Genomic DNA, 25,365 nt, shown 5'->3' with positions numbered 1-25,365 from the left:
CGGCACCGAGGGCGGCCGCCCGATACCCAGCGCTACGACCCCGCGCGCAGCGCCGCCAGCCGCAGCAGCCCGGCCACGGTGCTGGCCTCGTGCAGCTCCCCCGCCGCCAGCAGCGCCGCAACGTCAGCGAGCGGCACCCATTCGATCTTCGACGCCTCGTGCGGATCGACGGGCTCGCCGACCAGCGTGGCCCGGTCGGTCCAGAACAGGTGGTGCGCGCAGTCCGTGAGCCCCGACCCGATGCTCACGGTCAGCAACGGCCGCAGGTCCACCGGCCGCCAGCCGGTCTCCTCCTCGGCCTCCCGCGCCGCGGCGGCCACCGGCTCCTCACCGGGCTCGGCGACCCCGGCGGGCAGCTCCCAGCCCCAGTGACCGGTGATGAACCGGTGCCGGTAGATCATGAGCACCCGGTCGCGGTCGTCAACGATCGCGGTGGCGCCGATCGGCCGCAGCCGGAGCACGTAGTGGTCCAGATGCCGCCCGTCGGGCAGCTCTACGTCGGCGAGGTTGACCGTCAGCCACGGATTCTCGTAGACGGTGCCCTCACTGTGCACAACCCATTCCACGCCAAAACCCCAAACCATCATTTTATTACCAGTGGAGCCCGCCCAGCAGGCCCCGGCACGCGGCAGAGGGCCGACGCGCGGCCGGTCGGTGACGCACCGTACCCGCAAAAAGGGGTTTAGCGGTCCGTCTGGGCGGAGATGACCTCGCGGGCGAGCTGGCGGTAGTTGCGCGCGCCGGCCGAGGCCGGGTCGATCACGGTGATCGGCACGCCGGCGACCGTGGACTCGGGGAACTTGACCGTCTTGGTGATCACGGTCTGGTACACCTTGTCGCCGAACGCCTCCACGACCCGCTGCAGGACCTGCCGGCAGTGCGTGGTCCGGCTGTCGTACATGGTGGCCAGGATGCCCTCGAGCTCCAGGTCGAAGTTGAGCCGCTCGCGGACCTTGTCCACGGTGTCCAGCAGCAGGGCCACGCCGCGCAGGCTGAAGAACTCGCATTCGAGGGGCACGAGGACGCTGTGCGCGGCGGTCAGCGCGTTGATGGTGAGCAGGCCCAGCGACGGCTGGCAGTCGATCAGGATGTAGTCGTAGTCCTTGAGGACGGGCCGTAACAACCGGGCCAGCGTCATCTCGCGGGCGACCTCGTTGACGAGCTGGATCTCGGCCGCCGACAGGTCGATGTTGGCCGGCAGCAGGTGCAGCCCGTCGATGTTCGTCTTGTAGGTGACGTCGGCGATGCCGACGTCGTCTTGCATGAGCAGGTTGTAGACGGACAGCTCCAGGTCGTGCGGGTTCACCCCGAAGCCGACCGACAGCGCGCCCTGCGGGTCGAAGTCGACCATCAGCACCTTGCGCCCGTACTCCGCGAGCGCGGCGCCCAGGTTGATCGTCGTGGTCGTCTTGCCCACGCCGCCCTTCTGGTTGGCCATCGCGATGATCCGGGCAGGGCCGTGCCGGTCGAGGGGGTCGGGCTGTGGGATGGGGCGGCGGTCCAGGAGGGTGGCCGGGTCGACGGCGCCGAGCTCCGTGCCCAGGGTGGTGTCGCCACCGAGGGAGCCCCAGTTGTCGCTGTCGTTCGCCATGCTCTACGCCCTTCCCCAAATCGACGCTGCCGGGGCAGCGGGGCGGACCTGCCCCGACTGTAACCCACCCGCGCGACGCGCCCTGTCCGCGCACACCGGCGTGTCGTACGTGGTGCGTGCCCCGGACACGGTACTGGACAGATCAAGCGAGTGCTCGTGGATGCGCCGAGGCGTACACCTCGCGGAGCCGCTCCACGGTGACCAAAGTGTAGATCTGTGTGGTGGTCACGGAGGCGTGACCGAGAAGTTCCTGGACGACCCGGACATCGGCCCCGCCGTCGAGCAGGTGGGTGGCGTAGGAGTGCCGGAGCGTGTGTGGACTGATATCGGAGGATATCTCAGCTTTTTTCGCCGCCCTGCGCAGGATCGTCCACGCCGACTGCCTCGACAGTGGAGTTCCCCGGGCATTCAGGAAGAGTGTCGGATTTCCGCGCCCGGCCGCCGCGAGGGTCGGCCGGCCCCGAACCAGGTAGGCCTCCACGGCCCGGCGCGCGTACCCGCCGACCGGGACCAGGCGGGTCCGGCCACCCTTGCCGTGCAGGGTGGCGACGCCTGAGGCCAGGTCGACGTCGTCCACGCAGGAGCCGACCGCCTCGGAGATCCGGGCCCCGGTGCCGTAGAGGAGTTCGAGCAGCGCGCGGTCCCGCAGGCCACGGGGTGTGTCGTCGCCGACCACCGCCAGGAGACGTTCGATGTCGCCGACGGGCAGGGCCTTGGGCAGCCGGCGCGGGGTGCCGGGCGGCTTGACGTCGCGCGCCGGGTCCACGGCGGACAGCCCGTCGCGGACGGCGAACCGGTGCAGTCCCCGCACAGCGCTGACGGCCCGCGCGGCCGAGGACGCCGACAGTTTCGGGTGCTCGGCGTCGCCCTCGCGGAGCCGGGCCAGGTACTCGGTGATGTGCGCCTCGGCCACCGCCGCGAGGTCCCCGACCCCGATCCGGGTCAGATAGTCGACATACCGGGTGAGATCGCGCCGATAGGACGACAGCGTGTTGGCGGCCAGGGCGCGCTCGACCGTGAGGTGGTCCAGATAGCCGGACACCGCCCGGGTCAGTGCCCCGGGCGGTGTCGGCTGTTCGGTCATGCTGTCAGGCTAGACCCACGTCCTAGGCCAGGACGTCCTCGAGCGGCAGCAGGCTCATGCCGGTGGCCTCGGCGACCGGGCCGTACGTGACGTGCCCGGCGTGGGTGTTGAGGCCCAGCGCGAGGGCGCGGTCGTCGCGCAGCGCCTGCTTCCAGCCCTTGTTCGCCAGGTCCACCGCGTACGGCAGGGTGACGTTGGTCAAGGCGTAGGTGGAGGTGTGCGGCACCGAGCCGGGCATGTTCGCGACGCAGTAGAAGACCGAGTCGTGCACGCGGTAGACCGGGTCGGCGTGCGTGGTGGCACGGGAGTCCTCGAAGCAGCCGCCCTGGTCGATGGAGATGTCGACGAGCACGGAGCCCGGCTTCATCCGGCTGACCAGCTCGTTGGAGATCAGGGTCGGGGCCTTGGCGCCCGGCACCAGCACGGCGCCGATGACCAGGTCGGCCTCCAGGACGGCCTTCTCGATCTCGAACGCGTTGGACGCCACCGTCTGCAGGTGACCACGGTAGATCTCGTCGGCCTGACGCAGCCGGGCGATGTTCTTGTCGAGGAGGGACACCTCCGCCTGCATGCCCAGCGCGATCGTCGCGGCGTGCTTGCCGGACACGCCGGCGCCGATGACGACGACCTTCGCCGCGTGCACGCCGGGGACGCCGCCCATCAGGACGCCACGGCCGCCGGCCGGACGCATCAGGTGGTACGCGCCGACCTGCGGGGCGAGCCGGCCCGCGACCTCCGACATCGGGGCGAGCAGCGGCAGGGAGCCGTCGGGCAGCTCGACGGTCTCGTAGGCGATGCCCGTGACCTTCTGGGTCACCAGGGCGTCGGTGCACTCTTTGGAGGCGGCCAGGTGCAGGTACGTGAAGAGGACCTGCCCCTCGCGCATCCGGTGATACTCCTCGGCGATCGGCTCCTTGACCTTGAGGATCAGGTCACCGGTGCCCCACACGTCGTCGGCGGTGGCCAGGATGGTGGCGCCGGCCTTCGTGTACTCCGCGTCCGTGATCGACGAGCCGGTGCCGGCGCCCGCCTCGATGTACACCTCGTGGCCGTTGCGGACGAACTCGTGCACACCGGCGGGAGTGATAGCCACCCGGTACTCGTGGTTCTTGACCTCGCGCGGGATTCCGACCTTCACCTGACAGCCCCTTCGATCTTGGACACGGCGCCATTGCCGCCTGTAACTGCGGAGTCTAGGACTCAGGCGGGCCGGGAGACCGTGACAGACCGTAACCTTCTTGGGGTGAAGCTTGGCGATGTGTAGCCCCGAGCCCGACCATTCTCGCAGGTCAAGCATATCTTGTCCGGGATTGCCGGAAATCGGGTCCGGCCCCGTGCCGTGAGATCACACGTATGGCGGAAGCGCCGTCTGGGGAATTCCCCTATGGTCATCCTCCGTGACCGTTCCTCCTGACGGGGAGTAGGACACATCACCACACCCTCAGCCGTTCGATCACTACCCTCGGTGATCACGGCACCTGACCTCAAGGAATCACAGTGACCCAGCCCGTAGCCAAGGACAACAGCAAGACGCTCGGCATCGTCGGCATCCTGCTGTCCTGGTGCATCGTCGGACTCGTCTGCAGCATCATGTCGATCGTGGCGGCCAAGAAGAACAACAGCTCCCCGACCCTCGGCTACATCGGCGTCGGCCTGACCGCTGTCTGGATCGTCGTCGTCGTCATCCTGCAGGTCGCGGTGCTCGGTGCGGCCACCGCCACCACGCCGTAAGCGCGAAACCACGACGCCGGTGGCGGCGGACCCCACGGTCCGCCGCCACCGGCGTCTTCGCGTCTCCGGGTAGGCCGACCTGTCGACGGGGCCACCCCGTCGACAGGTTCCGCGTACGGTGACCGCACCAGCCCCCGGAAGGAAGACGTCGACGATGAACCGTGTCACCGACGACCAGGCCGCCCATGTACTCGGCCGGTGGATCGGCGCCACCGGCCCGAAACGGCTGGGCCACGGCATGGAAGGGGTCGTCTACGAGGTCGACGACTCCCGGGTGGCCAAGATCTGGCACTCCGGCTCCGTCGAAGCCCTGCACCGGACCAGCGCGTTCTACGCAGCCCTCGACGCCGGCCCCGTCACCCTCGCCGTGCCCCGCATCGAGGAGGTGCACACCGTCGACCAGCGCGTCGTCACCATCGAGCGGCGACTGGCCGGCACCACCCTGTCCGAGGCCGTGGCGGCGGGCCGGGTCCGGACCGGCGACGCGCACGCCGCCATGGTCGACGTCCTCGCCGACCTGGCCTCCGGCGGGCCGCTGCCGGCGGGCCGCGCGCTGTCGGTGCTGGACGAGCAGGCCCCGCTCTTCGGCGACGGGGAGGACTTCCCCGCCGCGCTGGCCCGGCTGGCGGCACGCCGTCTCGACCGGTTCCGACCGGTACTGGGCGCCGCCGTCGACGGCGTCGAGGAGAAGGCCGCCGCGCTCGCCGGTCGCCTCCGCGAGGTCGACAGCGGGCGCCGTGCGGTGATCCACGGCGACCTGATCCCGGCCAACGTCCTCGTCGACGACGCCGGCGACCCCAGCGCCGTCCTCGACTGGGGCTTCCTGAGCACCGAGGGCGATCCGGCGTTCGACGCCGCGGTCACCGCCGCCATCTTCGACATGTACGGCGACAACGCGCTCGAGACCGAGCTAGCCCTCTACGACCGGATCGCCGAACGCCTCGGACACGACCGGGTGGCCATGCTCGTCTACCGGGCGGCGTACTCCCTGATCACCGCGAACGCCTACGACGCGCAGGGCCGCGACGGACACTTCGCCTGGTGCGCGGCGGCGCTCAACCGCGCGGACGTCACCAGGGCGCTGCTGGGCTGAGCCTCAGGCGGTGCGCCAGTCCGCGGCGCCCAGCCGGTACAGGACGTGCGGGCGCACCGGGCTGCCCTCGGGGATCCGCGGGTGCTCGAAGTCCGCGGCCGGATCGCGGCGCATCCCGAGCCGGCGCATCACGGCCATCGAGCGCTCGTTGGACCACGCCGTCATGGCGACGATCTCCCCGAGGCCCAGCTCGTCGAACCCGAAGGCGAGCGCGGCCCGGGCGGCCTCCGTCGCATACCCGTGGCCCCAGGCGTGCCGGGCGAACCGCCAACCGATCTCCGTGGTCGGGCTGAACGAGGCCTCGAAGGTCACCGGCTGCAGCCCGGTGAAGCCGAGGAACTCCCCCGATTCGCGCAGAGCCACCGCCCACAGCCCGAAGCCGTGCTCGTCGAAGGTGGCCTCGATCCGCTCGACCATCCCGTCGGAGGTGGCCCGGTCCTGCAGCGACGGGAAGTGCTCCATCACCTCGGGGTCGCCGTTGAGCGCCGCGAACGGCTCCCGGTCGCCATCCCGCCAGCGGCGCAGCAGCAGGCGCCCGGTCGTCAGCTCAGGTCCACGCATCCGACCAGGTTAGCCCGACGGCCACCGGCCGTGGGGTACCCGCAAGCCGCCCAGTCCTGGAAACCACCGATCAGGTCGGTGGCGTGCAGGCCGAGGGCGCGCAGGCTCGCCGCGGCCAGGGAGGAGGCGTACCCGGCGGAGCAGAACACGATCACCGGGCGCTCGCGGGAGGCCTGGGGCAGCCGGGCGTCACTGGCCGGGTCGAGCCGCCACTCCAGGACGTTGCGTTCGATGACCAGCGCGCCGGGGATGTACCCCTCGGCGCCGCGCTGGGCCACCGGGCGGATGTCGACCAGCAGCGCGCCGTGCGCGACGGCGGCCGCGGCCTCGTGGGAGTCGACGCGGCGCAGTCCGGCGCGCGCGGCCTCCAGCAGGTCGTCGATGCTCACCAGGCCTCCCCTTCGCGGTCGACGCCGAGGACCCGCAGGCCGGCGTCGTCGAGTTCGTAGCGGGTCATCGTGGTCAGGCGGGGCGCGTAGACGTGCACGGACAGCGCAGGCTCGGTGCCCCGGTTGGTCAGCCGGTGCACGTGGTGGGCGCCGAAGTCGACCGTCGTACCCCTCGGATGGTTCTCCGTCTGGCGGTAGGGCTGTTCCTCGGTCAGGGTGCCGGCGACGACCGTGAAAGCGCCGGACGCCCCGCCGTGGTCGTGCAGGTCGGTGCCCTGGCCGGGGCCCCAGCTGATCAGCCACACCTCGTGGTGCTCGGAGGCGCCGATCCGGGAGTACCAGCGCCGGTCGGGGTCGACCCTCGGGGTGACCGGCCACGAGGCGGGGGTCGCCGCACAGGCGCGGGCGAGCTCCGCGAGGTCGAGTACCGCTGTGCTCATCCACCTGCCCCTTTCCGCCGACGATCTCCGTACGGAGAGATTAACCCATAATCCCTACCGAACGAGTAGGGAACTCTGGGAAAGAGAGAGGGCCCGGTCACTTCCAGGCCCTCTCCAGATGCGTCAGACCGCGCGCAGCGGCTTCCAGTCCAGGTCACGCGCCCGGGCCGCCGCCAGCACACCGGCGAGGCACGCCCCGTTGGTGATCTCCCCGGACAGCGCCATCGCGCACGCCTCGTCCAGGTCGACCCAGTGCGTGGTCAGCCCCGCCTCCTCGTCCCTGCGGACATGCAGGTCGGCCTCCGGCACCGCCGACAGGCCCCGGGCCAGGTACAACCGGATCCGCTCGTCCGAACAGCCCGGCGACGGGTGCAGGTCCACGAGCAGGTCGTAGCGCTCGGCCGTCAGGTCCGCCTCCTCGGCCAGCTCACGGGCCGCCGCGTCGACGAGGGGCTCCCCGGGCACGTCGATCAGCCCGGCCGGCAGCTCCCACAGCACGGTCGCGACCGGGTGCCGGTACTGCCGCAGCAGCAGCACCCGGCCCTCCTCGTCCAGCGCGACGACGCCGACCGCGCCGACGTGGCGCATGTAGTCCCGCGCCGCGACGCCCCCGCCGGGCATCGTGACCTGGTCGGTGACCACGTCGAACATCCGGCCCTTGAAATGCTCGACGGTGCTCAGCACCGTGAACTCGTGCGTCACTTCTTGCCCTTGGCGGCAGCAGCCGGGGCGGCCGGCGCGGCCGGGGTCTGATACGCCAGCGACGCCGACACGAACGCCGTGAACAGCGGGTGCGACCGGGTCGGGCGGCTCTTGAGCTCCGGGTGCGCCTGGGTGGCCACGAAGAACGGGTGCAGCTCGCGGTCCAGCTCGACGAACTCGACCAACTTGCCGTCCGGCGACGTACCCGAAATCCTCAGGCCCGCCTTCTCCAGCGTCTCGCGGTAGGCGTTGTTCACCTCGTAGCGGTGCCGGTGCCGCTCGGACACCTCCGTGGTGCCGTACGCCTCGGCGACGAGTGACCCCTCGGTCAGCACCGCCGGGTACGCGCCCAGCCGCATCGTCCCGCCCAGGTCACCCTTGCCTGCGACGATGTCCTCCTGGTCGGCCATCGTGGAGATGATCGGGTCGGTGGCGTTCTCGTCGAACTCCAGCGAGTCCGCACCCGGCAGGCCGGCGACGTCGCGGGCCACCTCGATCGACATGCATTGCAGGCCCAGGCACAGGCCCAGGGTCGGGATCCGGTTCTCCCGGGCGTAGCGGATCGCGCCCAACTTGCCCTCGATGCCGCGCACCCCGAAACCGCCCGGGATCAGCACGCCGTGCACGCCCGCCAGGGCCTTCTTCGCCCCGGCCGGGGTCTGGCAGTCATCCGAGGCCACCCAGCGCAGGTTGACCCGCGCGTAGTTGGCGAAACCGGCCGCGCGCACCGCCTCGGACACCGACAGGTACGCGTCCGGCAGGTCGATGTACTTGCCGACCAGTGCCACGGTGACCTCGTGCTTCGGGTTGTGCACCCGGTCGAGGAGGTTGTCCCACGCCTTCCACTTCACATCCCGGAAGCTCAGGTTGAGCCGGCGCACCACGTACGCGTCGAGGCCCTCCTTGTGCAGCACCTTCGGGATGTCGTAGATGCTCGGCGCGTCGGGGGCGGCGACGACCGCCTCCTGGTCCACGTCGCAGTACAGGCTGATCTTGTGCTTGAGCTTCTCCGGGATCTCCCGGTCGCTGCGGCACACGATCGCGTCGGGCTGGATACCGATGTTGCGCAGCTGCGCCACCGAGTGCTGGGTCGGCTTGGTCTTCAACTCCCCGGACGGCGCCAGGTAGGGCACCAGCGACACGTGCAGGTAGAAGCAGTTGTCCCGGCCGATGTCGTGCCGGATCTGCCGGATGGCCTCCAGGAACGGCAGCGACTCGATGTCGCCGACCGTGCCGCCGACCTCGGTGATCACCACATCGGGGGCCCGACCCGTCTCGTCCGGGTCGGCCATCGCCCGGATCCGGGCCTTGATCTCGTTGGTGATGTGCGGAATGACCTGGACCGTGTCACCCAGGTACTCCCCGCGGCGCTCCTTGGCGATCACCTCGGAGTAGACCTGGCCCGTGGTGACGTTCGCGCCACGGTAGAGGTCGCGGTCCAGGAACCGCTCGTAGTGACCGATGTCGAGGTCGGTCTCCCCGCCGTCCTCGGTGACGAAGACCTCACCGTGCTGGAACGGGTTCATCGTGCCGGGGTCCACGTTCAGGTACGGGTCCAGCTTCTGCATGACGACCCGCAGTCCGCGGGCGGTCAGGAGATTGCCGAGACTCGAGGCCGTGAGGCCCTTACCGAGCGAAGAGGCGACGCCTCCGGTGACGAAGATGTGCTTCGGCGTGCGAGCCATTGCGGCCAAGACCTGCTCCCGTGGTCGTATCGGGCGCGGTACGGATCCGCGCATCCCACGGGGTTTCAGCCTAGCAGCACCTCGCTGGCCAGGGGCTCTCCGGGCGGACCGCCACGGGCGCCGGCCCTATTTCAAGGGCCGACGCTCGGCCGGATGGGGTATTTCCACCGGTTTAACGGCAGGTTGCTCCCCGGTGTGCGGCTCCTGAACGTGCCGAACGACACGCAGACCGGCCAGCAGGAGCACCGGCACGACCGTCGCCGCCGCCGCCCCGGCCGCCATCACGCCCCCGCCGTCCAGCAGACTACCCAGCAGCGCGGCGGCCATCGCCCCGTACACACCACCCCGCACGGCCGGATGCAGGCCGTACACGCGCCTGAGGCCGCCCCACGGGCGCAGCAGGACGAAGTAGCCATACAGGCCGCCGGCCACCGCGAGCAGGGTCAGCGGGCTGGTGACGAACGCCACCACGTTCGCCTGCCCGAGCCGCTGGAAGATCACCTGGCCCTGGCCGGCCTCCGCGAGCAGCCGGCCGACATTGCCGCGCTGCTCCGCCGGCCGCGACAGGTCCACGGCCACGAACAGCACCGTGATCACCGCACCGGCCAGCACAGCGCCGGCCAGCCGGGAAAACGTCAACCAACCACCCCTGGCCAGAGCCGCGGCCACGCACACCCCGACCATCAGGGCGATCGCGCCGCCCGGATCGGAACCGAAACCGGGGGCCCCCACAAGCAGCACCCCGGCGAAACCCACGCCCAGCACCACCCACGCCCGCCGCCGCCGGGGCACCAGCCGCTGCGCCAGACACGCCGCCCCCAGCAGCAGACCTGCGGCGAACACGCCCAACCCGATCGTCCCGATGCCCGCGTAGCGCACCCCGGCGAGCGTCGAATAGCCGGCGACCCCGTTGAGCTGCAACGTCGACCCTGTCAGCACGTCCACCCCGACCACCGCCGCGGCGATCGCCGCCACCAGCGCCAGCGGCCCCAACGGCCGCCGCCCCCACCGGGAGAACCACACCGCCGCCGTCAGGGCGGCCAACACCACCAGGCCGATCGCCGCGAACCACCGATCAGGGTTCACCGCCCGCCACCACGGCACCAGATCCGTCACCACCGCCGCCGGGATCGCCAGCGCCGACGCCAGCAGCGCCACCTCCAGCACCCGCAGCAACCACGCCGGCGGGGGCGGCGACGGGTGCCGCCGCCGGGTCCGGCGCAGCCAGCGCAGCACCGGCACCATCACGGCCAGCAGCGCCAACTGCACCACCACCAACGTCACGAAGAACCGGTCGGCCACCCGCCGCTGGGCCCCGGCCTCCTGATCGGCGTCGTCGAGCGCCTTGACCGCGTCCGCCAACGCCGCCGGCCGATCCGTGTCGGCCCTGGTCAGCGGCTGCCCGATGAACAGCGTCGCCGGCCGCGCCCTGCCGAGCAGCTCCAGCGCCGTGGGGGCCACGTCCACGAGCTGCAGGTACCCGGGCCGGTTCGTACTCGGCGACACCAGCCAGCCGCCCGCGAAACCCGGGCCGTCGACGATCGCCACGTGCAGCCGCGCCGGCGTCTCGGTGTCAGAGACCCCGACCACCGTGAGCAGCGACCTCGCCGGACGGGCCGCCAGCACCCTCGCCGCCGTCGCGTCGACCCGGCGCGCCGCCGCCTGCCGGTCCGCGCCGACGCCCGACACCGTGCCGGCGTCCACCACGGACAGCACACACTGGGCGAGCACACGCTTCAGGTCGGCCGGGGGATCGGCGGCATAGCGGTCCACCCGGCCTGCCGAGCGCGCCACGGCCACCGCCGCGCCGGGCCCGATCGCGGTACTGCACCGCACCGACTCGGCCAACGCCCCCGGCCGCGCACCCCACGGCCGGGCCGTGTTGTGCTCGTCCACCGAGTCCTGGTCCGGCAGGAACGCGCCCTCGCCCTGGACCTCCACGGGTACCGACCACGCCGGGCACACCGTCTTGTCCGCCGACAGCGGCGGGCGCTCGGCGAAGTTGCCGGCCCCGAGGGTCAGCCAGCCGTCCTGCGGACAGGTCAGCGTCCGGGCCGACCGGGCGGACATCGCACCGATGGAACCGGTCTCGGCGAGCTTCCACAGGGTGGGGGTGTCTGTCGGGTTCAGGTCGTCCCAGCGCAGGCCGGCGGCGCCGACGATGACGGCGTAGTCGGCACCGGCGGGGGCGGCGGCCGCCGGGGCCGCGCCGACGGCGAGCCCGCCCGTGAGGGCCACCAGGACGACGGCGAGCAGGCAGAGCCCGGACCGCAGCCTGGCACCAGGTCGCAGGGATCGGAGGCCAGTCATCAGGAGCCGGTCAGCTCCCGGTAGCAGGCCTCGGCCTGCGCGACGGTGTCCGCCTCCGACGGCCACGTCGCCGCCCGGGCCCGGCCCCGCCCGACCAGCCGGGCCGCCGCGTCCGGATCGTCGAGCAAACCGGTGACGGCCCTGTCCAGCGCGTCCACGTCACCGGGCGCGATCAGGGCCGCGCCGTCACCGAGCAGACCCGGCAGCCCACCGACCTTCGTCGCCACCAGCGGCACGCCCGCCCGCAGCGCCTCCTGCGCGAACAGCTGCCGCGCCTCCCACACGCTCGTCACCACCGCCACATCCGCGGCGGCCAACAGATCGGCCACGTCGTCGCGGTGGCCGAGGAGGGTGACGGGGGCCCGGGTACCCGTCGCACCGGTGTCGATCGCCGCACGCAGCTCAGCCTCCGCCGGGCCCGAGCCTGCGATCAGCACCCGGGTGTCCGGCCAGCGCCGCGCCGCCGCGACCAGAGTGTCGTAGCCCTTCTGCGGATGCAACCGCCCCACAGACAAGATCAGATTCTTTTCCGGGTACTCCTTGCGGATCGCCGCCCCGTCCCCCACCGGCAACGGCGGAGCGCCCACCGGAGCGAGCCGCACGTCCCGCCCGCCGAGCTCCAGCACCCGGGCCACCAGGTCATCGGACACCCCGAGGGTCAGCGTCGCCCGCCGGGCCACCACCCGCTCCAGGGCCGCGAGGACCTTCGCCTTCGGACCCGTCTTGTCCAGCACCTGGTTGTGCCACGACACGACCAGCGGCCGCGCACCGGCCAACGACGCCACCAGCCCGGCCCGCAGCCCGTGCGCGTGCACCACGTCGGGACGCATCGCCCGCAGCTCCGCGCGCAGGTTCCACACCGCGAGAGCGTCCTTCGGATGCGGCCCCGCCGAGATCTCCACCGGCCGGAACAGCGGGAACCCGAACCGCTCCCCCACAGCCCGCGGCCCGAACACGACCACGCGGTGACCGGCGGCGGTGAGCCCCTCGACGAGGGAGACGACATGCTTGCCGACCCCGCCGGTACTGGTCGCGAGCACCAGGGCGATCTTCACGCTTCCTCCGTGGTGGGTACGGGCCGCCGGGGCCCCGACTCGGGTGGGGCGCAGGGCCCTGGGTGGGGGCGGTCACCCCTGTCGAACAGCATGCCGGGTGCTGGTGGTCGTACGGGGAGTGGGGTCACTCCCGGGGCTCGGCGAGGGGCTTGGTCGCGTCCCCTCGGCCCGACGTTGTGCGGCGGGCAATCCGACCGGTGGGCCGTAGCACCTGTTCCGCCCGCACCGACACAGCTCGGCCGGAGTCCCACGCGACCCCGGCACAGCCCGGACAACGCGGCGACGGCCGGCGGACTGTGACGGAGCGCATCGGCGATAGCACCCGGGCAATGGGCACCGTGCGTCCGGCCACCACCCACCGGCTAGGAGACGCCGGACTTCTCCGCGCCACGCGCCGACGACTCTCCCTCGACGGAGGCCGTCACCGGCTTCGAGGCCGTCTTCGCCGTCGACGCGTCCTGACCGGGCCCGGTGGCCCCAGACGCGCCCGACTGTCCTGCTGCGCCACCCTGCTTCGACGCGCGCGGCTTCTTCGTCCCCGACCGGGACGTCCCACGCTGCGGCACCGCGACCGGCTCCGCCCCCGACAGCTCCGCATCCGCATCGGCGGCCACGGCCGCCCCCGCGCCTCGCGGGTCCGACACGTCCTGGGCCACCGGAATGCCTGCCCCGTCCGGCCCGGTCGACCCGGCCAGCGCCGATCGCGAGCCAGCCAGGCCCTGCGCCGTCGACCCACCCGGTGTGCCCGCGGGCAACCTGCCCGGTCCCTGTCCCGTCGCCGACGCGACCCCGACGCCCGCGCCAGCCGCAGGCTCAGTGCCCGGGGCCGGCTTGCGGCCCCACATGTCCACCGCCCGCAACACCGGCGTCCGCTCGATCACCTTCGTGAAGCTGACCTTCTCGCTGGCCAGCGTCAACCCGCCGATCCCCGCGAGCAGCACCGCCCTGGTCAGCGGCCCGCTGCGCGCCGCGAGGGCGAGCCCGAGGAGCGCGCCCAACGCGTTGGCCCCGGAGTCGCCGAGCATCACCCGCTCGTCCAGGTCATCGGGCAGCAGCACCCCGGCGGCACCCAACGGGCCGGCGACGAGCCCGGCCGCCGGGCCCACGGCCAGCGGGGCGCCGACGAGCAGCCCCACCTTCAACGCCCGCCCGGGCCGCAGGTCGAACAGGTTCACCAGGTTGGCCATGCCCGCGATCACGCCGGCCCCCAGGAGCACGTTGGCCGCGCCGCCGAGCCTCGAACGCCGTGGACCGATGCCCCGCCCACGTCCCGAGCCCCGCGACAGCAAAGCGGAGGCGGCCAGACCGGCGACGCCGATCCCACCGATCTTGACCAGGCCGCTGGTCACCCTGCCCTCCTTCAAAGCGGACAGGTGACCACGGAAGCCCTTCGAAGCCTTCTGGTCGGCGCGCGCGCCGACCACGTCGTCGTACAAGCCGACGGCTCCGGCACCCAGGCCGGCCGCCAGCGCGGCCACAGCCACCGGGGCGCTCGCCGCACCCACGGCCGCGGTGGTGGCCGCCGCGACCGCCAGCGCAGGGCCGGACGCCAGACTCAGGGTGCGGCCCCGGTGGTTCGTCCGGTCCAGAGCCGGCGCCGCCGGTGAGGCCATCAGCGCGCGGAGGGTGGCCTGGGCCACGACGGCACCCGCCCCGACCAGCGCCAGTCGTCCGGCGATCCGTCGCGCGCGCCCCATCGTGACCTCCCGGTGGTGTTGCTACTTCTTCTCGGACTTCGGCAGGAGACCGCTGGCCCCGCCGGCGATGCCGTAGTGCCCCGCGTGGCCGCCGAGCTGTTCCACCAGCGCCATCACCGTCACGAGTTGTCCCACGGCACCGGACACATTGTCCACCGTGGAAACGGACTTCGACAGCGCGGGGTCGCCGCGCAGCACGCCGATCACGTTCCCGTCGCCGCTCGCGTTGGGCGCCGCCACGACGATCGGGGCCGGCTTGTCGAACTGCGCGGCCACGTCGACCACGGCGTCGTTGCGCTTACTCGCCTCGCGGTCGGTGGACGGCGGGCCACTGATCAGCACCACGGCCTCGGCGGTCTCGGAGACCTCCCCGGTGACTGTGATGAACCGGTTGGTGCTGAACGCCGACAAAACCGTCGAGCGGGCCTCCTTCGGCACGACGGGACTGTGATCCAGGAGCACCGCCGCCAGCAGAGCCGCCGCGGACTCCGCACCGTACGCGCTGCTCAGCGGGTCGGTGATCTCCTTCGGCAGCACCTTGCTGACCTGGTCGACCAGGAGCGAATTCTTCGCCGGGTTCGTGAACTCGTCGGTGATCGAGATCCGGCCGGTGACCTTCGCCCCGGCGATCTCCAGCATCCGGCGCACCCCGTCAACCTGCTCGGCCTTGGCGCCGGAGATGTCGACGACGAGGACCCGCCTGCCCGCCAGCTTGCCCGTGAGCACCGTCGGGGCCAGCTCCTCGACGAACTGCTCCTGCTTCTTGAGCTCCTCCTCCAGGTGCCCGACCTGGTCACGGAGGTTCTCGTTCTTCTTCGACAGCGAGCTGACCTGGTCGCTGAGCGAGTCGGCCACCGGGCCGTTGAGCGCCGTGGTGCCGAGGACCAGACCGATCGCCAGGGCGAGGAAGACGGCGGTCATGGAGACCACGTGGTACCGGAAATTAATCAAGAGAACAGCCTCTGTACCGAGAAGATCAGGTTGTCCCACCACTCGGCCACGACGTTGAGGAACGTCCGGCCGACGGTGGACACGGCGAACGCCGCGGCCATGGCAGCCAGCGCGGAGAGAATGAGCAGCAGCAGCGAGGACGCGGAGATGTTCTGCCGGTACAGCCGGGACACGCCCTTCGCGTCGACGAGCTTGCCCCCGATCCGCAACCGGGTCAGGAACGTCGAAGCCATGCCACCACGGCCCTTGTCGAGGAACTCCACGAGCGTCGCGTGCGTGCCCACGGCCACGATCAAAGTCGCGCCCTTCTCGTCGGCCAGCAGCATCGCGATGTCCTCGCTGGTCGCCGCCGCCGGGAACGTGATCGCCGGCACGTTGAGCCGGTCGCAGCGGGCCATACCGGGCGCGCGCCCGTCCGGGTACGCGTGCACGACGACCTCCGCCCCGCAGCGCAGCACGTCGTCGGACACCGAATCCATGTCCCCGATGATCATGTCGGGGGTGTAGCCGGCCTCGACCAGCGCGTCCGCCCCGCCGTCCACCCCGATCAGCACCGGCTTGAACTCGCGGATGTACGGCCGCAGCACGTCCAGGTCCGCCTTGTAGTCATACCCGCGCACCACGATCAGACAATGCCGCGCCGACAGCTGCGTGGCGATCTCCGGCACGCCCACCCCGTCGAGCAGCAGATGCCGCTCCTGGCGCAGATACTCCATCGTGTTGGCGGCGAACGCCTCCAACTGCACCGACAGGCCCTCGCGGGCCTCGGCCATCGCCCGCGCCACCGACTCGGTGTCCTGGCGCACCCCGACGGAGATCTTGTCCTCGCCGAGGAAGACGACATTGTCCTCGATCCGCAGCGAGGCACCCTCGCGCAACCGCTGGAACGCGTCCTCGCCGAGGTCGTCGATCAGGGCCACCCCGGCGGCGATCAGCACCTCGGGACCCAGATTCGGATACCGGCCCGAGATCGACGGCTTCGCGTTGAGCACGGCGGCGACCCCGGCCGCGACCAGGGAGTCCGCGGCGACCCGGTCAAGGTCGACATGGTCGATGAGCGCGATGTCACCCGGGCGGAGCCGGCCGGCGAGCCGCTTCGTCCGACGGTCGAGTCGCACCGGTCCGGTGATCACGCCCGCCTCGACCGGACGGGTGCGCCGCAGCGTGGGTAGCCTCATTGAGACCCATCTTGGCACTTCAGGGCGACCGTTGCCGGTCGCGACATGCGCAGATGGGCGAAATCATGACGTATGCCTCACCCACCGCACGAGGACATCTGACCTACGTTAACTCAACGCGGCCAGCGCGTCTCCGCCGCCTTAACTCACCGCAGCAGAGCCTTCTCCGCCGCCGCCACCGCGAGCAACTCCTCCGCGTGCGCGATCCCCAGGTCAGAGTCCGGAAGACCCGCCAACATCCGGGCCAACTCCCGGGCCCGCTCGCTGTCCTCGACCACCCGGACACCACTCGTCGTGACCGCCCCGCCCGTGTCCTTCGCCACCATCAGATGCCGGTCGGCGAACGCCGCCACCTGCGGCAGATGCGTCACCACCAGCACCTGGTGCCGGCTGGCCAACCGGGCGAGCCGCTTGCCGATCTCCACCGCCGCCCGGCCACCCACGCCCGCGTCGACCTCGTCGAACACCAGGGTCGGCGGACCGCCCGTACCAGCGAACACCACCTCGATCGCCAACATCACCCGGGACAACTCGCCCCCGGACGCGCCCTTCTGCACCGGCAACGCCGGCGCACCCGGATGCGGGATCAACCGCAACTCGACCTCGTCCACACCGTCGGCCGCCGCGCCCAGCTCCACACCCGCCACCAGCAACGTCGCCTCACCCCGACCCGCCGGCCTCGGCAGCACCGCAACCTCGATCCGGGCATGCGGCATCGCCAGCCCCGCCAGCTCCGTCGTCACCGCCGCCGCGAACCGCACAGCGGCCTCCGCCCGGGCCGCCGACAACCGGCCCGCCAGCTCCGCCGCCCGCTCCCCCAGCCGGTCGCGCTCCTCGGCCAACGCCGCCAGCGCGTCATCGGACACATCCAGCTCACCCAGCCGGGCCGCGGCCTTCTCCGCCCAGGCCAAGACGCCGTCGATGTCCTCGGCGTACTTACGGGTCAGCATCCGCAGCGCGTTACGCCGCTCGTAGATCGCCGCCAACCGGGTCGGGTCCGCATCGAGCAGAGAGACATAAGTGCCCAGCTCGCCCGCCACATCCCGGACCAGGGTGTGCGCCTCGGCCACCCGGGCCGCCAACTCCGCCAACCGAGGATCGACCTCCGACTGGCCCTCCAGCGCGCGCAACGCCTCACCGATCAGGGTCGCCGCGTCGAAGGACTCCACATCCTCCATGCCCGTCAGCGCCACGTGCGCCGTCGTCGCCGCCATCCGCAGGCCCTCGGCGTGCTCCAACCGCCGGCCCTCGACCAGCAACTCCTCATCCTCGCCGGGCTCCGGAGCCACGGCCGTCACCTCAGTCAGCCCCAGCCGCAGCAGGTCGGCCTCCTGAGCGCGCTCCCGGCTCGACCGGCGCAGATCCGCCAACTGCTCATCAGCACGCCGCCAGGCCGAAAACACCTCCCGGTACTCCGCGAGCAGCTTGTCGTGGTCCGCCCCCGCATACCGGTCCAGCGCCGCACGCTGCTCCGCCGGCCGCAGCAGCCGCAGCTGGTCTGACTGGCCGTGCACCGCCACCACCTGCTCGCCGATCTCCCCGAGCAGCGTCGCCGGCACAGTCCGCCCGCCGACATGCGCCCGGGACCGACCCTCGGCCGTCACCGACCGTGACAGCAGCAGACTGCCGTCGTCGTCGCACTCCGAACCGGCGTCGGCCACCCGGGCCGCGACGGCCTTGGCGACCGCCCCGGTCAGCCGCAACCGTCCTTCCACGACGGCCCGACCAGCGTCAGAACGCACCCGTCCGGCGTCCGCACGGCCGCCCAGCAGCAGGCCCAGGCCCGCCACCACCATCGTCTTACCGGCCCCGGTCTCGCCGGTGATGACCGTCAGGCCCGCCGACAGGGGCAGCACGGCGTCATGGATAACGCCCAGTCCGGTGATGCGAAGCTCCTCCAGCACACCGAGAACCCTAGCCCGTCGGTACGACAAAGAAGAATCCGTCTCCCGGACCAGCCGCGACGACTCAGCGCTTAGCCTCGCCCGCGCCCCGCCACCCGTCCACCGGCAACCCGAACTTCGCCACAAGACGGTCCGTGAACGACCCCGGCCGCAGCCGCGCCACCCGGACCGGCAGCGCGCCCCGGCGCACCGTCACCTCACTGCCCGGCGGCAGGTCCCACACCCGCCGACCGTCGCAACACAACACGGCGAACGTCGTGTACGGCTCCACGCCGATCCCGATCGTCGACGTCGGGGCCACGACCAGCGGCCGGCTGAACAGGGCGTGCGCGCTGATCGGGCACACGATGATCGCCTCCAGATCCGGCCAGACGACCGGCCCGCCAGCCGACAACGCGTACGCCGTCGACCCCGTGGGGGTGGCCACCACCATGCCGTCGCAGCCGTACCGCGACAGGCCCCGGCCCTCCACCGACAGCATCACCTCGAGCATCCGCGCCCGGTCGCCCTTCTCCACGCTGACCTCGTTGAGCGCCCAGGACTCCGCGATCAGCCGCCCGTTCAGGCTCGCCGTCACGTCGATGGTCATCCGCTCGTCCACCGTGTACGACCGGGTCACCACATCCTTGACCGCCTGGTCGAGGTCCCCGATCTCCGCCTCGGCGAGAAAGCCCACCTTGCCCAGGTTGATCCCCATCAGCGGCGCGCCAACCGGCCGGGCCAGCTCCGCGCCGCGCAGCAGCGTCCCATCCCCGCCCAGCGCGAACACGATCTCCACCCCGTCGGCGGCCCCCGCGTCGGCCTGCACCGCGACCGTCCCCGGCAACTCCAGGTCCCCGGCCTCCTCGGCCAGCACCCGGACCCGAAAACCGGCCGCCGCCAGGTCCTGCGCGACCGTACGCGCGTGCTCGGTGTTGGTCCGCTTGCCGGTGTGCGTGACGAGCAGCGCTTCCCTCATGACTCCCCGTCCTCGACGTCTGACTCCCCGCCACCGGCCCCCGCCGACCCGACCGGTCCAGCATGCCCCGCCGATTCGCCGGCGGCCAGGTCCACGACCCCATCGGCGGGCGAGGCCCCCGCCAGCCCGACCACCCGCGCCACCTCGGCCGGATCGACCGGCGGCGCGCCCCGGCGCAACCACAGGAAGAACTCGATGTTCCCCGACGGCCCCGGCAGCGGACTCCTGCCCACCCCGGCGACACCCAGCCCCAGCTCCGCGGCCGACGCGGCGACATCGAGCACCACCTCGGCGTGCAGCTTCGGGTCACGCACCACCCCGCCGGTACCGACCCGGTCCTTGCCCACCTCGAACTGCGGCTTGACCATCGGCACCAGGTCGCCGTCAGGCAGGGTGCAGGCCGCCAGGGCCGGCAGTACCAGTCGAAGGGAGATGAACGACAGGTCCGCGACGGTGAGATCCACCTGCCCCCCGATGTCCTCGGGCGTCAGGGTGCGCACGTTGGTCCGGTCGTGCACCTGCACCCGGTCGTCCGTGCGCAACGCCCACACCAACTGCCCGTAGCCGACGTCCACCGCCACCACCCGGGCGGCACCCGCACGCAGCAGCACATCGGTGAAACCGCCCGTCGACGCGCCGGCGTCCAGGCAGCGCTTGCCCTCGACCGTCAACGCCGGGAACGCCGCCAGGGCCCCGGCCAGCTTGTGACCGCCCCGCGAGGCGTACTCCACCCCGCCGCCCTCCAGGACCCGGATCGCGTCCGCCGGGTCCACCGAGGTGGCAGGCTTGGTCGCCGTCCCGCCCCGCACCTCGACCCGGCCGGCCGCCACCAGCTCGGCGGCGTGCTCCCGGGACCGGGCCAGGCCCCGGCGGACCAGCTCGGCGTCGAGCCGCGCGCGCCTGGCCATCAGCTCTCGTCGACGCTGGCGAGGGTGTCCTGCAGCGCCCGGTGCACGGCCTCGAACGCGGTGACCTGCTCGGCGAGGGGCGCGGTGGCCGCCTCGTTGAGCAGGGTCAGGGCGGAGTCGACGCGCGCGTCACCCGTGCTCTCAGACATCGGCGGGGGCAGCCTTCTTCGCGACGGTCTTCTTGGCGACCTTCTTGACGGGGGTCGCCTTCTCGGGGGCGGCCTTGACCGCCGCAGCCACGGCAGCGACCGGTGCGGACGAAGCCGCCGGAGCCTTCTTGGCCACCGGAGCCTTCTTCGCCGTGGCCGCCTTCTTCACAGCCGGAGCCTTCTTCGCCGCAGCGGCCTTCTTCACAACCGGCGCGGCCTTGGCCACAGCGCCATTCGCCGCCGAAGCCACCACCGGAGCAGCGACCGGAGCCACGGAAGCGGCCGGAGCGGAGGAACCCGCCGTAGCCGCCCGCAACTTACGCTCCAACTCCTGCACCCGGTCCGTCAGCTCCGCGACCTCCTCGGCCGTCGCGAGCCCGACCCGCCCGAGCGCCCGGTCCAGCTCGTACCGGACCAACTTCCCCACAGCCTCCCGGTTCGCGAGACTCGTCGTGATGAGCTCCTCGGCGACCGACTGGGCGTGACCGGCCTTCGCGCCACTCTCCGCGACCAGCTTCTTGGCGATCTTCGCCGCCTTCTTCTTGGACGCCTCGGTCAGGCCGAGCGCCAGTTCCAGGTACGCGCGCACCGCATCCTGCACAGCGGCCACCTCCTTCAAGTCTCGGGTCATCACCCGCCACGCTACCGAAGAGTCATTCCGGTAGCGTCACCGATCGGTGAGTTGTCGGATCAAGGGGGGTTTCATGGCGACCGTGGACGAGTGCCGCGAGGCACTGGGCCGGCTCGACGCCAAGCTCGCGGCCAATGCCGAGAAGGTGGCGCAGAAGGTGTCACTCGACCGGCCGATGGCCTGCACCATCAAGGATCTCGGGGTCGCGTTCCACTGCCGGCTGGCCGACGGCCGGCTGCACGACATCGCCGACGGCGACGACCCGGCCGCGAAGATCCGGCTCATCGCCACCAGCGACGACCTGATCGCCCTCGTCGACGGCGACCTCAACTTCGCCAGCGCCTGGGCGAGCAACCGGCTGTCGGTGAAGGCCAGCTTCACCGACCTGCTCAAGCTCAGGACCCTGCTGTAGGTTCCGCGAACAGCGCCCCGAGATCGGCCCCGACAAACGTCGGCCGCTGCTCCGCCGGCGCGACCGCCAGGTCAGCCCGGCCATGCACCCCGGTCAGCACCAGCAGGCTGTCGAACCCGACCCGGTGCGCGCCGGCGATGTCGGTGTCCAGCCGGTCGCCCACGAACAGCGGCCGGCGGGCGCCCCGCGCGGCGGCCGCGGCGAGCAGCAGCGTCGGCTCCGGCTTGCCCACGACCACGTCCGGCCCGCGCCCCAGGGCGGTGGCCAGCGCCGCGACCAGGGAACCGTTGCCCGGCAGCGGCCCCCTCGGCGACGGCAGGGTCGCGTCCGTGTTCGTCGCCACCCACAGCGCTCCGGCCCGGATCGCCACGCACGCCTCGGCCAGGTCGGTCCAACCCACGGTCAGGGCGTAGCCCTGCACCACGGCCTCGGCCAACCCCGCCTCGACGACCGGCACCAGCTCCACGGCAGCGACCTCGGCGCGCAGCGCCGCAGACCCCACCACCATCACAGGGGTACCGGGCGGAAAGCGCTCCGCCAACAGCCGCGCCGCCGCCTGGGCCGAGGTGATGACCTCGTCCACGGCAGCGGCGACCCCGAGCCTGTTGAGCAGGGCCGCCACCTCGACGGCGGCCCTCGACGCGTTGTTCGTCACATACCCGACGGGTACGCCCGCCGCGTGCAGCCGGGCGATCGCCTCGGCGGCACCCGGCACGGGCTGCTCCCCCAGGTACACGACGCCGTCCAGGTCCAGCAGGACGGCGTCGTACCCCTCCACCAGAGTCGTCACCGCGACTCGGGCTTCTTCACCTCATCCGTCGGGTCCGCGACCACCTCGGGGGCCAGGAACGGCGACGTGCTCGGCGGGCCGCTGGCGCGGGGCGCCTCCACCGGCTCCTCGTCCCCACCGGCGAACGGCTTCTGGGCGGAGACCTCGGCGACCGGCTTCTTCACCGCGACCGGCGCGTCGGCCGCGTCGTCGTCTCCGGCCTCCGGCTCGCCCTGGTCAGCGATGTGGCCGAGGTCCTCGTCCTCGTCGCCATCCTCGTCCTCGTCCTCGTCGGAGTCGTCGAGGTCCTCGTCGTCCTCCAGGAGCTCGTCCTCGTCGGCGACGTCGACATCAGACAGCGCTTCGGGGCCGTCCGGGTCGAAGTCGTCGTCGTCCTCGTCGTCGTTCAGCTCCACCCCGTCGAGCTCCAGCAGCCGGTCGGCCGCGTCGGTCTCGCCCTCGGTGTCGGCCACGGCCGCCTTCGCGAACCACTCGTACGCCTGGTCCCGCTCACCCGTGGCCAGCAGGATGTCCGCGTACGCGTACCGCAGCGGGCCGGCCTCCAGCGCGTCGTCCGCGCCGTCGAGCTCCGGCACCCGCAGCATGGCCAGGGCCGCGTCGGCCTGCTCCATGTCCAGGCGCGCGCCGGCCGCCACGATCAGCAGCTCGATCTGCTCGCTGCGGTCCAGCACCGACTGGTCGGTGTTGCGGTACAGGTCGATCGCGCGCTCCGGCCGGCCCTGGGCCCGCTCGCAGTCTGCGATCATCGCGATGTGCGTCTGCTTGCCGCTGAGCCGGTGGTACGTCCGCAGCTCGGCGATCGCCAGCTGCCACTCCGCGCACAGGTACGCCGCGATGCCGACGGCCTCGCGCACCGCCGGGATCCGGGCCGCCAGCCGCCGGGCCACGAGCGCGTGCTCGAGGGCCTGCTTGGCGTCCACGTCCACCAGCTCGCCGGTGGCGACCAGGCGGGCGGCGACGGCGTCGGCCAGCCCCTTGCCCAGCGACTTCAGCTCGTCGCGGACCTCGTCGTCGAGGTCCTGCGGGTCGATGCCCTCGGGCAACGGCAGCGTCTCGGCCTTCGGGCCCTCGTCACCGTCGAAGCGCCGCTCGGTACGCGGCACGGCACCCCGGTCGTTGGTGTACGCCGGACGGTCACCGGTCGGCCGGTCACCGAAGTCACGACGCGGACGGTCGTCCCGGTTGCCGAAGCCGCCACGGTCGCCGGTGGGCCGACGGTCGTCGGTACCCGCGCCGCCCCGGTAGCCGCCGCCGGCCGGGCGGTCGCCCGAGTCCCGACGCGGACGGTCATCGGCACGGAAGCCACGCTCGCCACCGGCTGCCGGCCGGCCACGGTCCCCGAACGCCGGACGGTCGCCACTGGGGCGTCCGCCACGGTCCTGCCAGCCCGGACGGTCGCCGCTCTGGCCGCCGCGGTAGCCGCCGCCGGTCGGGCGGTCGCCGCCACCGGGACGGTCACCGAAGTCACGACGGGGCCTGTCCTCACGGTTACCGAAGCCACCACCGGTCGGCCGGTCGCCGTCGCGACGCGGACGGTCATCGCCGCCGCGGAACGGCGGACGGTCACCGGTCGGACGGCCACGGTCACCGAACCCGGGACGGTCACCACTCGGCCGACGGTCCTGCCAGCCCCCACGGTCCCCGTCCTGGCCGCCGCGGTAGCCGCCGCCGGTCGGCCGGTCGCCGCCACCGGGACGGTCACCGAAGTCACGACGCGGACGGTCATCGCCGCCACGGAACGGCGGACGGTCCCCACCCTGAGCCGGACGGCCCCGGTCCTGGAACCCGGGACGGTCGCCACCAGGGCGCCCGCCACGGTCCTGCCAGCCCGGACGGTCCCCGCTCTGGCCGCCGCGGTAGCCGCCGCCGGTCGGCCGGTCGCCGCCACCGGGACGGTCACCGAAGTCACGACGCGGACGGTCCTCACGGTTACCGAAGCCACCACCAGTGGGCCGGTCGCCCTCACGACGCGGACGGTCGTCGCCGCCACGGAACGGGGGACGGTCCCCACCGGTCGGACGGCCACGGTCCTGGAACCCCGGACGATCCCCACCGGCACGGAACCCGCCACCGGTCGGCCGGTCACCGAAGTCACGACGGGGCCTGTCCTCACGGTTACCGAAGCCACCACGGTCACCCGTGGGCCGGTCACCGAAGTCACGACGCGGACGGTCGTCCCCGCCACGGAACGGCGGACGGTCCCCACCGGTCGGACGCCCACGGTCCTGGAACCCCGGACGGTCGCCGCTCGGACGCCCACCACGGTCCTGGAACCCGGGACGGTCCCCACCAGCGCGGAACCCGCCACCCGTGGGCCGGTCGCCGAAGTCACGGCGCGGGCGGTCATCGCCACCGCGGAACGGCGGACGGTCCCCACCGGTCGGACGCCCACGGTCCTGGAACCCCGGACGGTCACCACCCTGACCACCACGGAACCCACCGCCGGTCGGCCGGTCGCCAAAGTCACGACGCGGACGGTCATCCCCGCCACGGAACGGCGGACGGTCCCCACCGGCGCGGAACCCGCCACCGGTCGGCCGGTCGCCGAAGTCACGGCGCGGACGGTCATCGCCACCGCGGAACGGCGGACGATCCCCACCGGTCGGACGCCCACGGTCCTGGAACCCGGGACGGTCACCCTGACCGCCTCGGTAGCCACCGCCGGTCGGCCGGTCGCCGAAGTCGCGACGCGGACGGTCATCCCCGCCACGGAACGGCGGACGATCCCCGCCACCGGGGGCACCGGAACGGCCACGGTCCTGCCAGCCCGGACGGTCACCGGCCGGCGGTCGGGACTGGTGCCCACCAGAGCTGCCGTGTTCGAAGCGGCCACCGCCGCCGTCGCGGCGCTCCGGGCGTCCGCCCCCGGTCCGGTCGGGTCGGCCAGCGGCCCCACCCCGTCGGTCATTGCCGCGATCGTCGCGTTGGTTCGGAGACTCGGAGCTCACTGGTATGTCCTTCCCGACGCGGCTCGCGTCGACCTGCGTATCCACCTCAGCCACCCGCGCGGGGCGACTCCGTGGCAGTCACTGTTCACTTGCCAATCAAGGAACAACCCTACCTGGCCTGCGTCGATCGCCAGGCGAGCTGTCCAGAAACGCCATCAGGGGCTGCCCGAAGGCAGCCCCTGATGGGAAAAAATGTCC

At 72.3% G+C, this 25,365-nt stretch carries 23 protein-coding genes and 2 pseudogenes; 4 read left to right on the top strand and 21 right to left on the bottom strand.

Features of this window, described 5'->3' with window-relative positions; genetic code table 11:
- Positions 1-32: 32 nt before the first annotated feature.
- The 4 genes from IW245_RS00125 to ald all read right to left on the bottom strand — a co-directional run bounded on the left by IW245_RS00125 (position 33) and on the right by ald (position 3,813).
- Positions 33-566: an NUDIX domain-containing protein gene (locus tag IW245_RS00125; protein WP_197001144.1), complete on the bottom strand. Its 534-nt coding sequence runs from the start codon at positions 564-566 to the stop codon at positions 33-35.
- 116 nt (positions 567-682) lie between these two features.
- Positions 683-1,591 carry a ParA family protein gene (locus tag IW245_RS00120; RefSeq protein ID WP_197001143.1) on the bottom strand — a complete coding sequence of 303 codons (909 nt, stop codon included), beginning with the start codon at positions 1,589-1,591 and terminating at the stop codon, positions 683-685.
- Positions 1,592-1,733: 142 nt separating this feature from the next.
- Positions 1,734-2,675 carry a site-specific tyrosine recombinase XerD gene (gene xerD / locus IW245_RS00115; RefSeq protein ID WP_197001142.1) on the bottom strand — a complete coding sequence of 314 codons (942 nt, stop codon included), beginning with the start codon at positions 2,673-2,675 and terminating at the stop codon, positions 1,734-1,736.
- 22 nt (positions 2,676-2,697) lie between these two features.
- Positions 2,698-3,813 (bottom strand): alanine dehydrogenase, encoded by a 1,116-nt coding sequence (gene ald, locus IW245_RS00110; RefSeq protein WP_197001141.1) that lies wholly within the window; start codon positions 3,811-3,813, stop codon positions 2,698-2,700.
- Positions 3,814-4,172: 359 nt separating this feature from the next.
- Between ald and IW245_RS00105 the strand changes: the two genes are divergently transcribed.
- Positions 4,173-4,406, top strand: a complete 234-nt coding sequence (locus IW245_RS00105; protein ID WP_197001140.1) for a hypothetical protein — start codon at positions 4,173-4,175, stop codon at positions 4,404-4,406.
- Positions 4,407-4,560: 154 nt separating this feature from the next.
- A complete protein-coding gene (locus IW245_RS00100) occupies positions 4,561-5,499 on the top strand; it encodes a phosphotransferase family protein (RefSeq protein WP_197001139.1) in 939 nt (312 codons plus the stop codon).
- Between the two features lie 3 nt (positions 5,500-5,502).
- Here IW245_RS00100 and IW245_RS00095 read toward each other — a convergent pair whose 3' ends face one another.
- The 15 genes and pseudogenes from IW245_RS00095 to IW245_RS00025 all read right to left on the bottom strand — a co-directional run bounded on the left by IW245_RS00095 (position 5,503) and on the right by IW245_RS00025 (position 21,017).
- Complete coding sequence (locus IW245_RS00095) at positions 5,503-6,060, bottom strand: GNAT family N-acetyltransferase (RefSeq protein ID WP_197001138.1); 558 nt, start codon at positions 6,058-6,060, stop codon at positions 5,503-5,505.
- Positions 6,042-6,449, bottom strand: a complete 408-nt coding sequence (locus IW245_RS00090; protein ID WP_197001137.1) for a rhodanese-like domain-containing protein — start codon at positions 6,447-6,449, stop codon at positions 6,042-6,044. Before IW245_RS00090 ends, IW245_RS00095 begins: the two co-directional genes overlap by 19 nt.
- Positions 6,446-6,889: a cysteine dioxygenase gene (locus IW245_RS00085; RefSeq protein ID WP_197001136.1), complete on the bottom strand. Its 444-nt coding sequence runs from the start codon at positions 6,887-6,889 to the stop codon at positions 6,446-6,448. Before IW245_RS00085 ends, IW245_RS00090 begins: the two co-directional genes overlap by 4 nt.
- Positions 6,890-7,012: 123 nt before the next feature.
- Positions 7,013-7,540: an NUDIX domain-containing protein gene (locus tag IW245_RS00080; RefSeq protein ID WP_197008255.1), complete on the bottom strand. Its 528-nt coding sequence runs from the start codon at positions 7,538-7,540 to the stop codon at positions 7,013-7,015.
- A 47-nt stretch (positions 7,541-7,587) separates the two neighbouring features.
- On the bottom strand, positions 7,588-9,285 hold the full coding sequence (pyrG, locus tag IW245_RS00075; RefSeq protein ID WP_197001135.1) for a CTP synthase: 1,698 nt from the start codon (positions 9,283-9,285) through the stop codon (positions 7,588-7,590).
- A 117-nt stretch (positions 9,286-9,402) separates the two neighbouring features.
- The gene (locus IW245_RS00070) at positions 9,403-11,586 is read right to left on the bottom strand and encodes a hypothetical protein (RefSeq protein WP_197001134.1); all 2,184 of its coding nucleotides are present in this window, start codon (positions 11,584-11,586) and stop codon (positions 9,403-9,405) included.
- Positions 11,586-12,641: a glycosyltransferase family 4 protein gene (locus IW245_RS00065; protein ID WP_197001133.1), complete on the bottom strand. Its 1,056-nt coding sequence runs from the start codon at positions 12,639-12,641 to the stop codon at positions 11,586-11,588. The genes IW245_RS00070 and IW245_RS00065 overlap by 1 nt, the downstream gene beginning before the upstream one ends.
- 830 nt (positions 12,642-13,471) lie before the next feature.
- Positions 13,472-14,338 (bottom strand): annotated as a pseudogene (locus IW245_RS00060) (hypothetical protein); the annotation flags it as partial.
- Between the two features lie 21 nt (positions 14,339-14,359).
- The gene (locus IW245_RS00055) at positions 14,360-15,289 is read right to left on the bottom strand and encodes a copper transporter (RefSeq protein WP_197001132.1); all 930 of its coding nucleotides are present in this window, start codon (positions 15,287-15,289) and stop codon (positions 14,360-14,362) included.
- Entirely contained in the window at positions 15,286-16,467 is a 1,182-nt protein-coding gene (steA, locus tag IW245_RS00050; RefSeq protein WP_197001131.1) for a putative cytokinetic ring protein SteA, read from the bottom strand. Before steA ends, IW245_RS00055 begins: the two co-directional genes overlap by 4 nt.
- 146 nt (positions 16,468-16,613) lie before the next feature.
- Positions 16,614-18,371 (bottom strand): DNA repair protein RecN, encoded by a 1,758-nt coding sequence (recN, locus tag IW245_RS00045; protein ID WP_197001130.1) that lies wholly within the window; start codon positions 18,369-18,371, stop codon positions 16,614-16,616.
- A 64-nt stretch (positions 18,372-18,435) separates the two neighbouring features.
- On the bottom strand, positions 18,436-19,329 hold the full coding sequence (locus IW245_RS00040; protein WP_197001129.1) for an NAD kinase: 894 nt from the start codon (positions 19,327-19,329) through the stop codon (positions 18,436-18,438).
- Entirely contained in the window at positions 19,326-20,237 is a 912-nt protein-coding gene (locus tag IW245_RS00035) for a TlyA family RNA methyltransferase (RefSeq protein ID WP_197001128.1), read from the bottom strand. The genes IW245_RS00040 and IW245_RS00035 overlap by 4 nt, the downstream gene beginning before the upstream one ends.
- Positions 20,237-20,386, bottom strand: a complete 150-nt coding sequence (locus IW245_RS00030; protein ID WP_197001127.1) for a hypothetical protein — start codon at positions 20,384-20,386, stop codon at positions 20,237-20,239. The genes IW245_RS00035 and IW245_RS00030 overlap by 1 nt, the downstream gene beginning before the upstream one ends.
- Positions 20,379-21,017, bottom strand: a complete 639-nt coding sequence (locus tag IW245_RS00025) for a hypothetical protein (RefSeq protein ID WP_197001126.1) — start codon at positions 21,015-21,017, stop codon at positions 20,379-20,381. The genes IW245_RS00030 and IW245_RS00025 overlap by 8 nt, the downstream gene beginning before the upstream one ends.
- A 73-nt stretch (positions 21,018-21,090) precedes the next feature.
- Here IW245_RS00025 and IW245_RS00020 point away from each other — a divergent pair, with 73 nt between their 5' ends.
- Positions 21,091-21,429 (top strand): SCP2 sterol-binding domain-containing protein, encoded by a 339-nt coding sequence (locus tag IW245_RS00020; protein ID WP_197001125.1) that lies wholly within the window; start codon positions 21,091-21,093, stop codon positions 21,427-21,429.
- Here the strand turns inward: IW245_RS00020 and IW245_RS00015 are convergent.
- Both IW245_RS00015 and IW245_RS00010 read right to left on the bottom strand, forming a co-directional pair.
- Positions 21,422-22,219, bottom strand: a pseudogene (locus IW245_RS00015) (HAD-IIA family hydrolase); the annotation flags it as partial. The gene IW245_RS00020 and the pseudogene IW245_RS00015 sit on opposite strands and share 8 nt — an antisense overlap.
- Positions 22,216-23,139 (bottom strand): hypothetical protein, encoded by a 924-nt coding sequence (locus IW245_RS00010; RefSeq protein WP_307788849.1) that lies wholly within the window; start codon positions 23,137-23,139, stop codon positions 22,216-22,218. The pseudogene IW245_RS00015 and the gene IW245_RS00010, both read right to left, overlap by 4 nt.
- Here IW245_RS00010 and IW245_RS00005 point away from each other — a divergent pair.
- On the top strand, positions 23,113-25,350 hold the full coding sequence (locus IW245_RS00005; RefSeq protein WP_197001123.1) for a hypothetical protein: 2,238 nt from the start codon (positions 23,113-23,115) through the stop codon (positions 25,348-25,350). The two genes, IW245_RS00010 and IW245_RS00005, sit on opposite strands and share 27 nt — an antisense overlap.
- The last annotated feature ends 15 nt before the right edge of the window (positions 25,351-25,365 follow it).

This window comes from Longispora fulva, assembly GCF_015751905.1.
GTDB lineage: Bacteria > Actinomycetota > Actinomycetes > Mycobacteriales > Micromonosporaceae > Longispora > Longispora fulva.
This window is presented reverse-complemented; position numbering and strand designations above follow the sequence as displayed.